11 protein-coding genes are annotated in these 15,523 nt (G+C 44.0%); 9 read left to right on the top strand and 2 right to left on the bottom strand.

Annotation, left to right across the window (positions count from 1 at the left end):
* The first annotated feature begins 13 nt into the window (after positions 1-13).
* From H8Z79_RS08720 to rfbD, 9 genes are read left to right on the top strand one after another with little or no spacing between them, the layout of a single operon-like run.
* Positions 14-1,333, top strand: a complete 1,320-nt coding sequence (locus H8Z79_RS08720; protein WP_118039100.1) for a D-alanyl-D-alanine carboxypeptidase family protein — start codon at positions 14-16, stop codon at positions 1,331-1,333.
* Positions 1,334-1,378: 45 nt separating this feature from the next.
* Positions 1,379-2,257 carry a glucose-1-phosphate thymidylyltransferase RfbA gene (gene rfbA / locus H8Z79_RS08715; RefSeq protein ID WP_015543310.1) on the top strand — a complete coding sequence of 293 codons (879 nt, stop codon included), beginning with the start codon at positions 1,379-1,381 and terminating at the stop codon, positions 2,255-2,257.
* Between the two features lies 1 nt (position 2,258).
* Positions 2,259-2,828 (top strand): dTDP-4-dehydrorhamnose 3,5-epimerase, encoded by a 570-nt coding sequence (gene rfbC / locus H8Z79_RS08710; protein ID WP_015543311.1) that lies wholly within the window; start codon positions 2,259-2,261, stop codon positions 2,826-2,828.
* Positions 2,825-3,631: an ABC transporter permease gene (locus tag H8Z79_RS08705; RefSeq protein WP_118039101.1), complete on the top strand. Its 807-nt coding sequence runs from the start codon at positions 2,825-2,827 to the stop codon at positions 3,629-3,631. The genes rfbC and H8Z79_RS08705 overlap by 4 nt, the downstream gene beginning before the upstream one ends.
* A 12-nt stretch (positions 3,632-3,643) precedes the next feature.
* The gene (locus H8Z79_RS08700; RefSeq protein ID WP_015543312.1) at positions 3,644-4,903 is read left to right on the top strand and encodes an ABC transporter ATP-binding protein; all 1,260 of its coding nucleotides are present in this window, start codon (positions 3,644-3,646) and stop codon (positions 4,901-4,903) included.
* On the top strand, positions 4,903-7,086 hold the full coding sequence (locus H8Z79_RS08695) for a methyltransferase (RefSeq protein WP_118039102.1): 2,184 nt from the start codon (positions 4,903-4,905) through the stop codon (positions 7,084-7,086). The genes H8Z79_RS08700 and H8Z79_RS08695 overlap by 1 nt, the downstream gene beginning before the upstream one ends.
* A 10-nt stretch (positions 7,087-7,096) precedes the next feature.
* On the top strand, positions 7,097-9,535 hold the full coding sequence (locus tag H8Z79_RS08690) for a glycosyltransferase family 2 protein (protein ID WP_118039103.1): 2,439 nt from the start codon (positions 7,097-7,099) through the stop codon (positions 9,533-9,535).
* A 21-nt stretch (positions 9,536-9,556) separates the two neighbouring features.
* A complete protein-coding gene (locus tag H8Z79_RS08685; protein WP_118039104.1) occupies positions 9,557-12,001 on the top strand; it encodes a glycosyltransferase family 2 protein in 2,445 nt (814 codons plus the stop codon).
* 12 nt (positions 12,002-12,013) lie between these two features.
* The gene (gene rfbD, locus H8Z79_RS08680; protein ID WP_118039105.1) at positions 12,014-12,862 is read left to right on the top strand and encodes a dTDP-4-dehydrorhamnose reductase; all 849 of its coding nucleotides are present in this window, start codon (positions 12,014-12,016) and stop codon (positions 12,860-12,862) included.
* A gap of 81 nt (positions 12,863-12,943) precedes the next feature.
* Here rfbD and H8Z79_RS08675 read toward each other — a convergent pair whose 3' ends face one another.
* Positions 12,944-14,197 carry a D-alanyl-D-alanine carboxypeptidase family protein gene (locus tag H8Z79_RS08675; protein ID WP_118039106.1) on the bottom strand — a complete coding sequence of 418 codons (1,254 nt, stop codon included), beginning with the start codon at positions 14,195-14,197 and terminating at the stop codon, positions 12,944-12,946.
* Between the two features lie 127 nt (positions 14,198-14,324).
* Positions 14,325-15,359, bottom strand: a complete 1,035-nt coding sequence (locus tag H8Z79_RS08670; protein ID WP_118039107.1) for an acyltransferase family protein — start codon at positions 15,357-15,359, stop codon at positions 14,325-14,327.
* Between the last annotated feature and the right edge of the window lie 164 nt (positions 15,360-15,523).

The following is a 15,523-nucleotide window of genomic DNA, read 5'->3' as shown; positions in this document are numbered from 1 at the left end:
TGGAGGTACACAGATGAATAAAGGAATATACCGAATTGCGGCGGGGATAGGAGCTGCGGTGATTCTGGTGTCTTCTTGTACGGTACAGGCTTCTATGGTAACGACTAATGGTACACCGGCAGCGGTTGCCACGGACAGTATAGCGAACTGGCCGACTGCCCCGGCTGTAACTTCCGAGACAGCTGTTTTAATGGATGCAGATACAGGAGCGATTTTGTACGACAAAGGAATGGATGAATACCGTTATCCTGCAAGCACAACGAAACTAATGACACTTCTGGTTGCAATCGAAAACAGTTCACCAAAGGACGTTGTGACATTTACAGAAACAGGCGTCCGCGATGTGACCTGGGACAGCAGCAACATCAATGCACAGCTTGGCGAGACCATGACGATGAAGGACTGCTGGTTTGCTGCATATATTAAATCAGCGAATGAGGTCTGTGCGCAGATCGCAGAATATGTTGGTGGTACAGAAGCAAACTTTGTGGAGATGATGAATCAGAAAGCAAAGAAGCTGGGATGCACGCATACACATTTTGTAAATGCGAGCGGTCTTCCGGACGAAAACCATTATTCCTGCGCAGAAGATCTTGCGAAGATCATGCGGGCCGGGCTTAAGAATGCCAGATTTCGTAAAGTTCTGGAAACAGTAAACTATACAATACCGGCAACAAACTTAAGTGCAGCGAGATCTCTGCACACACACGTGCCGCTTCTGGCCAAAGAGTCCAGCCTGTATTATGAAGGCTGCATTGGCGGAAAGACCGGATTTTCCACAGAAGCACAGAACTGTCTTGCTGCGGCTGCAGAACGAAATGGAAGAACCTATATTGCAGTAACTATGCGTGATACGGATCTTGGTATCAACTGTGCAGACAGTACCGCACTGTTTGATTATGCATTTAACAGCTTTGACAGCATTGAGGTTGACGGAAAGGCAATGACAGTACCGAAAGGTGTAACAGCCGCTGACCTTACGATGGAAAGCAAACAAAAAGGCAAAAAAACATTAAATCAGTACTATTATCAGGGGCAGTTTGTCGGTTATGTAACGGTGAAAGATACACCGTCACCGGAACCGGCACAGGAAGCCAAAGAGATGCCGGCTGAAGAGGAGTCAGAAGCAGAAAGCACACCGGCGACAGCTCAGACAGATGAAGCAGATACAAATGATACTACTGCATCCGAACATAAATCAGTAGATGAGCAGATTCGTGAGATGCGTACAGAAGGAATTTCTTCGACAGTAAAAATGCTTCTGATCATCGGTGGTGCGATGATTGTAGTACTGATCGGACTTCTGATCGCGCTTTATTTCAAAGACAGATAACAGACAAAACAAATAAAAACAAAACAGAGAAAAAGGAGAAACCTTATGAAGGGAATTATCTTAGCAGGTGGTTCAGGAACCAGATTATATCCATTAACAAAAGCTATTTCCAAACAGATCATGCCGGTTTATGATAAGCCGATGATCTATTATCCATTATCAACTCTGATGCTTTCAGGAATCCGTGAGATCCTGATCATTTCCACACCAAGAGACCTTCCGGTCTTCCGTGATCTTCTCGGTGACGGAAGTCAGCTCGGCATGCGTTTTGAATATGCGGTTCAGGAACAGCCGAGAGGACTTGCAGATGCATTTATCATCGGTGAAGAATTTATCGGAAACGATGCGGTTGCACTTGTACTTGGTGACAATATCTTTTATGGTCAGAGCTTCTCAAGAGTACTGCAGAATGCTTACAAACGTACCGAAGAAGAAAAGGGCGCAACCATTTTCGGCTATTATGTAAGAGATCCTCGTGAATATGGCGTGGTAGAATTCGACGAAAACGGCAAGGCTCTTTCCATCGAGGAAAAACCGGAGCATCCGAAGTCAAACTATGCAGTTCCGGGACTGTATTTCTATGACAACGATGTTGTAGAGATTGCAAAAAATGTCAAACCATCTGCACGTGGTGAGATCGAGATCACAAGCATCAACAATGAATATCTCAACAGAGGTACACTGAAGGTTGAGACACTTGGACGCGGATTTGCATGGCTGGATACCGGAAACCATGATTCTCTTCTTGATGCTGCAGATTTCGTAGCTGCATTCCAGAAACGTCAGGGACTTTACATTTCCTGTATTGAGGAAATCGCATACAAACGTGGATTTATTACAAAAGAACAGCTTGTAGAACTGGCACAGCCACTTCTCAAGACAGCTTACGGCAAATATCTGATTGAAGTAGCGGAGGGATTATAAAATGGGTAAGATCACAGTAGAAACCTGTCATATCGAAGGATTAAAAGTAATTACACCAACCGTATTCGGGGATGAGCGTGGTTACTTCATGGAAACATATAACTATAACGATTATAAAGCAGCAGGAATTGACATGGAGTTTGTACAGGATAATCAGTCAAGTTCCCGCAAGGGCGTGCTGCGTGGACTTCATTTCCAGATCAACTATCCGCAGGATAAACTTGTGCGTGTAGTGAGTGGTGAAGTTTTTGACGTTGCTGTTGACCTGCGTGAAGGTTCTGCAACTTACGGACAGTGGTATGGAGTTCTTCTGTCTGCAGAAAACAAAAAACAGTTCTTCATTCCGAAAAACTTTGCACACGGATTTGTCGTACTTTCTGATACCGCAGAGTTTGCATACAAATGTACAGATTTTTATCATCCGAACGATGAGGGCGGTCTTGCGTACAATGACCCGGACATCGGTGTGGAATGGCCGATTCCGGAAGGCATGGAACTGATTCTTTCTGACAAAGACCAGAAATGGGGAAGCTTTAAAGAGTACACAGCCAACAGGAGTAAAAAAGATTGAAAAACGAGACATGGCTGCCGGGAGAAATCTACAAAAACAGAAAGTTAGTCTTCTCTCTGGCAAAAAATGATTTCAAAACAAAATATGCCGGTTCTTATTTCGGAACAATCTGGGCGTTCATTCAGCCGATCGTAACGATCTGCGTATATTGGTTTGTGTTCGGACTTGCACTTCGCAATGGTTCAGACAAGGGAGTTCCCTTTGTTCTGTGGCTGATCGCGGGGCTGATTCCGTGGTTTTTCTTTCAGGAAGGACTGATCGGGGGAACCAATGCGCTTCTCGAATACAATTATCTGGTCAAAAAGGTCGTATTTAATATCAGGATCCTTCCGGTTGTGAAAGTATTTTCAGCAGTTTTTGTACATGCATTTTTTATCATTATTGTACTGCTGATCTATACTTTTATGGGATATCCGCCGAGCCTGTATGCGATACAGCTTCTGTATTACAGTTTCTGTATTTTTATGCTGATCCTTGCAATGACTTATCTGACGAGTGCAGCGGTTGTATTTTTCCGTGACCTGAGTCAGATCATCAATATCGGACTGCAGGTAGGTGTGTGGGTGACACCGATCATGTGGGATTTCAATGACCTCGGGCTGAGCGGCATCCTTACAAAAATACTGAAACTGAATCCACTGTTTTATATTGTACAGGGATATCGTGATTCTCTGATAAACAAGGTGGCAATCTGGCAGCATCCGGTTTTTACCCTTTACTTCTGGGGATTTACGCTTATCGTATTTTTCCTTGGAACCAGATTGTTTAAAAAACTTCAGGTACATTTTGCGGATGTACTGTAAACGGAGAGTAGAATGAGTGAATTTGCAATTGAAGTAAAGCATCTGGACAAGATGTACAAATTATACAACAAGCCTTCCGACCGACTTCGGGAGGCGCTTGGATTTAAGGTTCCCGTGCGTGAGCACTATGCTCTCCGGGATGTAAATTTCGAAGTAAAAAGAGGCGAGACTGTGGGAATTATCGGAACGAACGGTTCCGGTAAATCCACCATTCTCAAGATCATCACAGGTGTGTTGAATCCTACTGCCGGTGAAGTGAAAGTTGACGGAAGGATTTCCGCACTTCTTGAACTCGGGGCCGGATTTAATATGGAATATACGGGAATCGAAAACGTATATCTCAACGGTACCATGATGGGATTTTCCAAAGAAGAAATTGATGCCAGACTACAGGATATTCTGGATTTTGCCGATATCGGTGATTTCGTACATCAGCCGGTTAAGGCATATTCCAGTGGTATGTTCGTTCGTCTGGCTTTTGCTGTTGCAATCAACATTGACCCGGAGATCCTGATCGTCGATGAGGCTCTTTCCGTCGGCGACGTGTTCTTTCAGGCAAAATGTTATCGTAAATTTGAAGAATTTAAAGATATGGGAAGAACCATTCTCTTTGTAAGCCACGATCTCAGCAGTATTTCCAGATACTGTGACCGTGTAGTCCTTCTTAATAAAGGTGTAAAGCTGGCGGAAGGTTCTCCGAAGAAGATGGTTGATATGTACAAACAGCTTCTGGTCGGACAGGATCCGGCAAAAGCTGCGGCAGAAAACGAAAAGAAAAAACGCGAAAGCTGGAGTGAGAAGTTCCAGGTCAATCCGAATATGCTGGAATACGGCAGCAAGCTTGCAGAGATCACGGATTTTGTCGTGATGGACGAAAAAGGCCGCTATACCAACACCATCGACAAAGGATCTGCCTTTACGATCAAGATGCGTGTGAAATTCCATGAAAGCATTCAGGAACCGATCATGGCATATACCTTTAAGGATATTCGTGGAACAGAGATTACCGGAACGAATACCATGTTTGAGAAAATGCATGTAGAGCATTCTGACGCCGGGGATGTGTGTACCGTAACCTTTACACAGGACATGTTTTTGCAGGGCGGAGAATATCTGCTTTCTTTCGGATGTACCGGTTACAAAGACGGTGATTTTACGGTATTCCACAGATTGTATGATGCATGCAACATCACGGTTATTTCAACACAGAATACCGTTGGCTTTTATGATATGAATTCAAAAGTAGAAATCTACTGTGGAGATGAGGATTAATGGAAAAAATCGGACAGGTTCTTCTGGATGATACACTTTATCCGGGCAAAGATTTATATACAGATGGTGCAATTGAAGATGAGATGCTGGAGATTGCACGCAATTACCGTGAAGAAGAATGGAATCAGGTGATCGCGGAGCGTGCAAGCTGGCCGATTCTTTATCATTTTTCTCATATCAGAGAAAACATTCTGAGCTGGCTTCCGTTTACCGGGGAGGAAAATGTTCTCGAGATCGGATCAGGATGCGGTGCAGTTACCGGTGCTCTCTGCAAGAAAGCAAAACAGGTGACCTGTATTGAACTTTCAAGAAAACGCAGCCACATCAATGCATGGAGACACCGGAACTGCGACAATCTGAAAATCCTGATGGGAAATTTTCAGGATATTGAAAAAACACTTACAGAAAAATATGATTACATTACCCTGATCGGGGTTTTTGAATATGGAGAAGCTTATATCCAGAGCGATACACCGTATGTAGATTTCTTAAAAATTATTTCAAAGCATCTGAAACCGGACGGAAAGATCGTCCTTGCAATCGAAAACCGTCTTGGACTGAAATACTGGGCAGGATGCACGGAAGACCATTTTGGTACCCTTTTTGAAGGGCTGGAAGGTTATCCGACGACCAAAGGTGTCAAAACTTTTTCAAGAAAAGAGTTTATGCAGATTCTTTCCGATGCCGGTGATCTGCAGGCAGAATGGTATTATCCATTCCCGGATTACAAGCTTCCGATGACGGTTTATTCTGACCGCCGTCTTCCGCTGAAGGGTGAGCTGAACCGTCTGGAGACAAACTACGACCGGCTTCGTCTGCAGCTCTTTCAGGAGTCTTCGGTATATGATACACTGCTTGCAAATGAGATGTATCCTGATTTTGCCAATTCTTTTCTGCTTTTGATCAGTAAGGAAAAAATAGAGACCAGTACGATCTATGCGAAGTTTTCCAATGAGCGGGCGCCTGAATTTTCAATCATCACAGAAATCTGCGAAAATAATAAGAAAGAAAGAATTGTGCGCAAGGTTCCGACAGATACCAGAGCCGAAGCACATATAAAAAACCTTCCGAAGATTGAGGAAGAACTTTCCGGTTTCTATGGCAGGGAAGGGCTGAAATTGAATGCCTGCAGGACAGAAGCTGATGGAGTTGTTCTGGAATATCTGGATGGTGAGACACTGGAATCCCGTCTGGACAGCCTGCTTGAACAGGGCAAACTGGAAGAACTGGAAAAACTTTTGTTTACCTATATTGATAAGGTACGCCGCATCCATGCGGGTGAAATGTTTTTCAAGACACCGGAGTTTACCGGGGTATTTGGTGATGTTTCACTGGAAGAAAATTATCGGTGCAGTGGTATTTCCAATATTGATCTGGTTCCGGCAAATATTCTGCTTCAGGATTGTGGTGTATCGGTGATCGATTATGAATGGACATTCCGATTCCCGATTCCATGCAACTTTATTCTCTATCGAATGATTCATTATTATCTGGAAAGTGATGGCAAACGTGCAGTATTGCGTGAGCTTGACTTCTATAAAAAGGCAGGAATTTCAGAGGAAGAACTGGAAATCTATGCAGAAATGGAACGTAATTTCCAGAAGTATATGGAAGGCAGCCATGTGCCGCTTCGTTCTATGTATGATGAGGTTTCACCCGGAAAAGTAGATGTGATGGCTTATTATGACAGAATCCGCGTGGCATTTGCGCTGAGAAGACTGCAGGTATTTTATGACAGAGGCAGTGATTTCTCGGAAACGGATTCTGCTGTTTATCCGATGGCAAGATCCGGGCTGGATCTTTGTATCGCTGTTCCGGACGATGTACACAGACTGCGACTCGATCCGGGTGAGGCTGCCGGTGGACTGATTCTTAAGAAACTGACATTTGAAAACGGAAAAGCTGCTGTTTTTACTTCCAATGGTTTCCCGATGGGAGAAGGCAGATATTATTTTGGCGGCGGAGATCCGCAGTTTGTAATAGACAGTATTCCGGAGAATGCGGGAAAGCTTCATGTTGAGATTGAAGTAATGAAAGAGACTGAAGCGCAGGATGCATTCTGGAAGAGTTTTTCGAAAATTTCTTCTGAGAAAGATCAGGAGATACAGAGACTGAATCGCCGGATTCATGAAATGGAAAATACAAAGGCATGGAAACTGTACCGGAGTATTAAAAAGAAATAGGGGAGTATTTATGGACAAACTTTGTTTCAGCATTGATGAAGAACGATATGATGACAGACACGGACATGTGCTGAGTCTTGTAGGCTGGTATATGCATCCTGATAAGAAGGAATGTGGTTTTCAGCTGATTGGTGACGGATATGAAGTAATCGATATACCAGAAGTGGAGAGGTATGACCGACCGGATGTGGCACAGTCTCTGGAAGTGGAGACAGAGGGCTTTCTTCCGGGATTTACAGTTACGATTCCGGAGGTTCTGAAACTTCGCCAGAAGTATGACATACTGGAACTTCTTTTGCTGGACGGAGAAGAAAAGACCGTAATCTGGGAGCGTACAGGTGATGAGCTGGATGAACTGGTCAAAGATAAGCTGGTTGAATTTCATATTGACCGTGTAGAAGTTCTCTACGGACTGATGCTTGAGATTCAGGGATGGACAACAGATCAGAGAGGTGAAGTTGAAGTAACCGTTCATAAAGAAAATGCAGAACTTCTCGACTGCAAAATTACGAGAGGCCGCAGGCCGGACGTTGTAGAACGACGTCATCTTGATGACGATTACAGGAATCAGGAGATCGGTTTCAGTATTTCCGCGGCATTTCTCGAAATTCCGGGAAACAGGATCGTACTTCATTTCTGCGGTGATTCTACAACCAAAACATATGAGATTGATATAAAGGCTCTTCGCAGGGAACAGAAGGATAAAGAGAAAGCAAAAAGTTTCTGGGGACGTCTTTTCCGCAAAGACAAAAACGGAGAGCACAAAGAAGATTATGAAGAATGGTTTAACCGTCATAAAGCGGACAGAAAGACTCTTCGCAGACAGCGCCATGTACATTTTGAACAGAATCCGCTGATCAGTATTGTGATTCCGTTGTACTGTACACCGATACCATATCTGAAGGAACTGATTGATTCTGTATGCGCACAGACTTACACGAACTGGCAGCTTTGTCTGGCAGACGGAAGTCCGGATCAGAAAGTAGAAGAATACATTCAGAAGCGTTATGGTAAAGATAAAAGAATTCTCTATAAACATCTGGAGGATAATGGAGGAATCTCTGTCAATACAAATAAAGCAATCGAGATGGCAACCGGTGAATATCTGATGCTGAGCGACCATGATGATACACTGGAACCGGATGCGCTGTATGAGATTGTTAAGGCAGTCAACGATCATCACGGACCGGAGATCATTTATACAGATGAAGATAAGCTGAGCATGGACGGAGAATTCTATTTTGAGCCTCATTTCAAATCAGATTATAACCTGTTCCGTTTAAGGGATAATAATTATATCTGCCATATTTTTGTTGTAAAGAAAGCACTGGTGGATCAGGTCGGTGGCCTCAGACCGGAGTTTGACGGCTCTCAGGATTATGATTTTATTCTGCGCTGCTGCGAGCAGGCGAAACAGGTGATTCATATTCCGAAAGTGCTGTATCACTGGAGATGTCATATGAATTCTGTTGCGGCGAATCCGGAGAGCAAAGCTTATGCATATGAGGCTGGATGCCGTGCAATCCAGGAGCATTATCGCAGAGTCGGCATTGAAGCGGAAGTAGAGATGACGAAACACCCGGGCTGGTACCGGAGTCATGTAAAGATCCAGGGAGAACCGCTTGTTTCGATCATCATTCCAAACAAGGATCACACTGATGACCTTGAGAAATGTCTTTCTTCTGTTTATGAGAAATCTACCTGGAAGAATTACGAAATCCTGATCGTCGAGAACAACAGTGAAGAGCAGGAGACTTTTGAATATTATAAGAACCTTTCCTGGCGTTACCCGAAAGCACGGGTACTTACGTGGGAAGATGGATTTAATTATTCTGCGATCAATAATTTTGCTGTAAAAGAAGCTAAGGGAAGTTATCTTCTCTTCCTGAATAATGATGTGGAAGTGATCAGTCCGGGCTGGATCGAGGAAATGCTGATGATCTGTCAGCAGCAGGATGTCGCAATCGTCGGAGCAAAACTCTATTATCCTGACAATCTCATCCAGCATGCCGGAGTTGTTCTTGGCATGGGCGGTATTGCTGGCCATATCATGTGTATGGCATCCTGCGAAGATAAGGGATATTTCGGCAGGGCCGTAAATGTACAGGAAATCAGTGCCGTAACTGCGGCATGTATGCTCATGAAAGCAGAAGACTTCCGGTCAGTGGGCGGATTTGACGAAGAGTTTGTTGTCGCTTTTAATGACATCGACCTGTGTATGAAAGCGCGAGCAGCAGGTAAAAAGGTTGTATTTACACCGTATGCAGAGCTTTATCACTACGAATCCAAGTCAAGGGGAATGGAAGATACGCCGGAAAAACAGTTCCGTTTCGAAAAAGAAACGAAGCATTTTGAGGAAAAATGGGGAGACGAGATGGCAAAAGGAGACCCGTACTATAATCCGAATCTGTCTCTGAAAGAAGCTGACTGTTCCCTGAGAGAAGACTGAGAAACGAGGATGGGTATAGATATGTCGAGAGAAATATTTGAGGTAACAAAGGACAGATTCCATTTGCAGGATCCAAATTGTTATATTCTGCAGGGAACGTGGCCGAAAGAAGCAAAAATGCGTGCCATGCTTGACGGTTCCGAAATAAAATCCGAGATCCGGCGTCTGGAAGTGGTCAGTGCTCTGGAACGTTTTAAAGATCCGGATCTGATGCGCGGAGAGCGTATCACGGCAGCGGTCCGGCTTCCGGAGTCGCTGGAAGGATATCAGAAGCTGAGCGTCTATGCAGACATGCCGGATAAAACCTTCTGCTGGTTTTCTGTTTCAGCAAAAAATCTGGAAAAGCGCAGAGGAAAGCCTCAGTTTTATATTGAGGAAGAAAAAATTCAGCAGGGATTCCTGCGAATCCGCGGGTGGGCAGTAGCAGACTGTCCGGTGAAAATACAGATTTTTGACGAAAACAAAGAGAAAATACAGGCAGAAATCCTTCGTACAGAACGTGTCGATGTGGAGCAGATGTATGAGGAAATGGATCACGAGGACAAGACCGGATTTTTTGCAGAGCTGACAAATCTTACCGGAAAGGTCGTTTATGTGGTGTTTTATGCCGGAGAGACGAAGTCCGTACATGTGGTGAACTTACAGCCGACGGTTATTCTGCGCAAAAAAATAGAAAAATATGCACAGAAAGGTATGCGTTACTGGAAATCACAGGGAAGTGCCGCACTGGCAGGAAAAATTGCAAACAAGATCAAAACAGCTTCAACAAGAGAAATTCCGTACCAGAAATGGATCGTGCGTCATCTTCCGGGCGCAAAGGAACTGGAGCGCCAGAGGAGAGAAAAATTCGAATATCAGCCAAAGATCAGTATTGTGATTCCGCTGTACAAAACACCGGAGAAATATCTCCGTCAGCTTGTAGAGACTGTGAAGGCACAGACTTATCCGAACTGGGAACTCTGTCTTTCCGATGGAAGCGGAGAGAATTCACCGATTGCAGAACTTCTGAAATCTCTTGCGGCATCGGATGAGAGAATACGTGTCATTTCCCACAAAGAACCACTTCAGATTTCCGAAAATACCAATGCCGGAATTGAGATCGCGACCGGCGATTATATCGCATTTGCAGATCATGATGATGAACTGACTCCACATGCGCTGTTTGAGTGTGTGAAAGCTTTAAATAAAAACAGAGAGATTCGGCTTCTTTATTCAGATGAGGATAAAATGTCAATGGACGGGCATAAGTTTTTCCAGCCGCATTTTAAGCCGGACTACAATCCGGATCTGCTCTGTACAGTAAACTATATCTGCCATCTGTTTGTTGTAGACAGAAAAATCATTGATCAGGTAGGCATGCTTCGTAAAGAGTATGACGGAGCGCAGGATTATGACTTCATTTTCCGCTGCATCGAAGCTGTGAAGCCGGAGGAAATCTATCATGTGCCGAAAATCCTTTATCACTGGAGATGTCATGAGGATTCCACTGCGGAAAATCCGGAGAGTAAGACTTATGCGTTTGAAGCCGGAAAGCGTGCAATCGAGGCGCATTATCAGAGAACAGGGATTGACGCAGAAGTTCATCAGGGAGAATTTCTCGGACTGTACCGCACGAAATTCCACAGAGATCATGATCCGCTTATTTCGATCATCATTCCGAATAAGGATCACATCGATGATCTGAAACGCTGTATGGATTCGATCGAACAGAAATCTACTTACCGGAATTATGAATTTATCATTGTTGAGAATAACAGTACAGAGGATTCAACTTTCGAGTACTATAAGGAAATTGAAGCACAGAATCCGAAGGTGCATGTTGTTTACTGGGACAAAGAATTTAATTATTCTGCAATCAATAATTATGGTGCCACATTTGCAAAAGGAGAATATATTCTTTTGCTGAATAACGATACGGAGATCATTAATGAAGACTGTCTCGAAGAATTACTGGGCTACTGTATGCGCAGTGATGTCGGTGCTGTCGGAGCTCGTATGTATTACGAAGATGATACGATCCAGCATGCAGGAGTCGTGATCGGTTTTGGCGGAATTGCGGGACACTGTTTTGTACTGCAGCCGCGTGGAACGACCGGTTACTGCCACAGAATCATCTGCGCACAGGATTACAGTGCGGTGACGGCAGCCTGCATGATGGTAAAACGTTCTGCTTTTGAAGAAGTGGGCGGACTCACCGAGGAGCTGGCAGTTGCATTTAATGATATTGATTTTTGTATGAAACTGCGTACTGCCGGATACCTGATCGTATATAATCCATATGCAGAACTGTATCATTACGAGTCCAAGTCCAGAGGTCTGGAAGACACTCCGGAAAAGGTGGCACGATTTAATAAAGAAATTCAGATATTTGAAAGACGATGGCCGGATATCATGCGGGACGGAGATCCGTATTATAATCCGAATCTGACATTGAAGAGTCAGGATTTTTCGTTAAAACGGATATAGGAGGAATGAAAAATGAAAGTACTGGTTACAGGCGTAAAAGGTCAGCTTGGCTATGACGTTATGAACGAGCTTGCCAAAAGAGGCTATGAAGGTGTTGGTGTCGATGTGGAAGAGATGGATATCACAGACAGCGCAGCCGTTGAAAAAGTAATGACGGAAGTGCATCCGGACAAAGTGGTACACTGTGCAGCATGGACCGCAGTAGATGCCGCAGAGGATAACCAGGAAGTTTGCCACAGGGTAAATGTGGATGGAACAGCCAATATCGCAAAAATGTGTGGAAAACTTGATATTCCGATGGTTTATATCAGCACAGACTATGTATTTGACGGACAGGGAACCCGTCCGTGGGAGCCGGATGATCCGGTTGTAGAGCCCCTGAATGTGTATGGACATTCGAAATACGAGGGCGAAGTTGCAGTTGAAAAATGTGCGCCGCATTATTATATTGTCCGTATTGCATGGGTATTTGGCCTGAATGGAAAGAATTTCATCAAGACCATGCTGAATCTCGGAAAAACACATGATACACTGACTGTTGTCGATGACCAGATCGGAACTCCGACTTACACATATGACCTTGCAAGACTTCTGGTTGACATGCTGGAAAAAGAAGAATATGGAAAATATCATGCAACAAATGAAGGCGGATATATTTCCTGGTATGATTTTGCAAAAGAGATCTTCCGTCAGGCAGGAATGGATGTAAAGGTAATGCCGGTAAGCTCCGCAGAGTATCCTGCAAAGGCAAAACGTCCTTCCAACAGCCGTATGGAAAAGAAAAAACTGGAAGAGCATGGATTTACCCGTCTTCCGGACTGGAAAGATGCACTGGGACGTTATCTCAAAGAAATTATGTAAAAGAAAAGCAGCTGCCGTAAGCGACAGCTGCTTTTTATGTGCCGCGGCACATGTTTTTTGTTCTGATTTAAATATATCAGTTCAGGATTTTGCAACTTTAATGATACGAAGGAGAATCAGGAGAAGAAGCAGGATTCCCACACCGCCAATGATAAAGTATGGAAGATTATTACGACCTTCAGTATAATTCCTGGCTGCATCAATATTCTGTACACTTGCATCGACAAGAGAAGTATCTTCTTCCTGGGTGGCTGCCATGACAGATGTTCCAACAGCTGTTCCGCCAAAGAGATACTGGCGGCTGTACTGTCCGTCCTGAACTTCGCCGTCCTGGGTAGTCAGAGCATCGGCGGTGGTGCCGACTGGTACATATACATCCCCGCCGGATAACATATTAAAATCATTATCCCCGAGGGAAAGCATATTGAAATTATCAAATCCATAATTTAAAAGACTGGCTGCCTCGGTGGCGGTGGTTCCGGATGTTCCCTGAAGGACGACTGCGATCAGGGTGATACCGTTTTTCTGTGCACTGCAGACAAGTGTACTTCCGGAGGCTTCGGTGTATCCTTCTCGTCCGCCGGTACAATACTGATAATAAGCGGCATTTGTGTTGGTCAGCATGGAAAAGTTGTTGGTCAGAACCCGGTCTCCGCCGGAAACATTAGTTGCCGGGATCGTATAGGATGTAGTACTTGCAATGGTCTGGAATGATTCGTTATCAGCAGCAGCTTTCATGATCAGCGCCATATCGTGTGCCGTTGTATGCTGATTCTCATCCGGAAGACCGGTTGGATTCGTAAATACAGTGTTGGTACAGCCAAGTTCTGTTGCACGGGCATTCATCATTTGAACGAAACCATCGACAGAACCACCGATATGCTCGGCGAGCTGAAGGGCAACATCGTTTGCAGATGCGAGCATGATCGCATACAGACACTGCTCTACGGTAAATACTTCATCAATCTGCGCGGAGATATTGGCGCCTCCGTCTGTGACACCGGATACGCCGGTTGCAGTCATGGTGACCTGGTCGGAAAGCTGTGTGTTTTCCAGTGCAAGGAGTGTGGTCATGACTTTGACGGTAGCTCCGGGATAAAGAACCTGATCCATGTTTTTTGCATAGAGTGTTGTGTTGGTGCTGTCTTCCATGATGACAGCAGCGGTGGATGTGATATCCGGACCCTGCGGCCATCCGGCTATATCGTTCGTTGAGATCGCGGAAGCGGAAGCGGTATCGGCTGTTTCTTCGGCTGCAAAAACAGGTGTCTGAAGAAGCAGGGAACAGCAAAGACCGAGTGCGATCAGACCGGAATGTATTTTTTTAAATTTCATAAATCTGTACTCCCATTTCATATGTGTTTAAACTGATTATGCTTTTTTGTAAGTAATTCTCGAAATCTATCATATCCCATTTCGGGTGGTAATTCAAGCAGAACAGCCGAGCTTTTTATGACTGGATTTATGTTATGGTTCTGCGTGACAGAAAAGCGATGCATCTGCCCGAAATCCATTTCAGAATGAACGAAAAAAATACGATAAACACAAGCTCAACGGCAAAAAGAATGCTGACAGACCAGGAACCATGCAGATACGGTATGGAAGCCGGTGTAAGGATATATATGATAATGTGGTGCACGAGAAAAATCTCGTAGGAATACCTGCTTAATAAATCCATTAATTTCAGCTCTTTTTTCTGAAGAATCGGTTCAAGGTATGAGATGGAAATGCAAAAAGCAACAGCGAGGATCTCCACTTTCAGTTCGTAATGTATTCCCAGCCTGAACGGGGAAACAAAGAAAAATATAACCAGAGGAACGGAAAGAAAGGCCCACTGAGGTCTGAATTTATGGTTTGTATAGCCAAGCAGCATACCTAAAACAAAATCATATCCCTTGATCAGCAGGTTCACATGCACCGGAGTATGAAATGGATAATAAAACAGTAAAAGCAGATAGATACATGTGGAGCCGATGAAAAAGAGACATGGATTCTTTTTCATCAGGAAGCGGAGCAGAGGAAAAAGCAAATATAATATGATCAGTGCGCCGAGAAACCATTCACCGATACCAAGGGAAAATGTATGGATTCCGTGCTGACTGATCCATTCATCCATTCCGAAGAATGTAAAAATGATTTTCCATGCGGATGTTTCCGGTGGGAAGAAGGACGTAAAAGAACCGGTCGTTCCTGCTTTATATATAAAATAGGAAATATAGGTTATGTAAAATGGAATCAGGATTCTTATAAATCTTTTTTTGTAGAAGCGTCGAATGTCAAAATTCTCCCCTGTGGAATATGCGAGTCCGGCACCGGATAAGATAAAAAACACAGCGACACCCAGCATGGCGATGTTCATATTATCGTTTTCATAAAAAGGCAGAACCTTATCTAATGTAAATAATCCGGAAAAGTAAAGCTGGGATATCATATGATAAAAAATAATAAAGCAAAATGAAATACATCTTAACAGATCAAAATATCGAATTCTTTTCATAAAGAGCCTCCTCTCAGTGCAATGATAATAGAAAAGCAGTGGCAGCGCAAGCGAAATTGACTCCGCCCTTGCAAAAAACAGAGTGGAATGATAAAATAAATCCTATTATAAGAGGAATAAGCTGTTTTACTCTGGAATAAGCAGGGTGTAAGCAGCGTCAGAGG

It is taken from the genome of Blautia intestinalis (assembly GCF_014297355.1).
In the GTDB taxonomy this organism is placed as follows: domain Bacteria; phylum Bacillota; class Clostridia; order Lachnospirales; family Lachnospiraceae; genus Blautia_A; species Blautia_A intestinalis.
This window is presented reverse-complemented; position numbering and strand designations above follow the sequence as displayed.

What these genes read in the sequence shown, in the direction of transcription:
- H8Z79_RS08670 (WP_118039107.1), bottom strand. Translation starts at nt 15,359, where the DNA reads ATGAAAAGAATTCGATATTTTGATCTGTTAAGATGTATTTCATTTTGC.
- H8Z79_RS08690 (WP_118039103.1), top strand. Translation starts at nt 7,097, where the DNA reads ATGGACAAACTTTGTTTCAGCATTGATGAAGAACGATATGATGACAGA.
- H8Z79_RS08700 (WP_015543312.1), top strand. Translation starts at nt 3,644, where the DNA reads ATGAGTGAATTTGCAATTGAAGTAAAGCATCTGGACAAGATGTACAAA.
- H8Z79_RS08685 (WP_118039104.1), top strand. Translation starts at nt 9,557, where the DNA reads ATGTCGAGAGAAATATTTGAGGTAACAAAGGACAGATTCCATTTGCAG.
- H8Z79_RS08720 (WP_118039100.1), top strand. Translation starts at nt 14, where the DNA reads ATGAATAAAGGAATATACCGAATTGCGGCGGGGATAGGAGCTGCGGTG.
- H8Z79_RS08675 (WP_118039106.1), bottom strand. Translation starts at nt 14,197, where the DNA reads ATGAAATTTAAAAAAATACATTCCGGTCTGATCGCACTCGGTCTTTGC.
- rfbD (WP_118039105.1), top strand. Translation starts at nt 12,014, where the DNA reads ATGAAAGTACTGGTTACAGGCGTAAAAGGTCAGCTTGGCTATGACGTT.
- rfbC (WP_015543311.1), top strand. Translation starts at nt 2,259, where the DNA reads ATGGGTAAGATCACAGTAGAAACCTGTCATATCGAAGGATTAAAAGTA.
- H8Z79_RS08695 (WP_118039102.1), top strand. Translation starts at nt 4,903, where the DNA reads ATGGAAAAAATCGGACAGGTTCTTCTGGATGATACACTTTATCCGGGC.
- rfbA (WP_015543310.1), top strand. Translation starts at nt 1,379, where the DNA reads ATGAAGGGAATTATCTTAGCAGGTGGTTCAGGAACCAGATTATATCCA.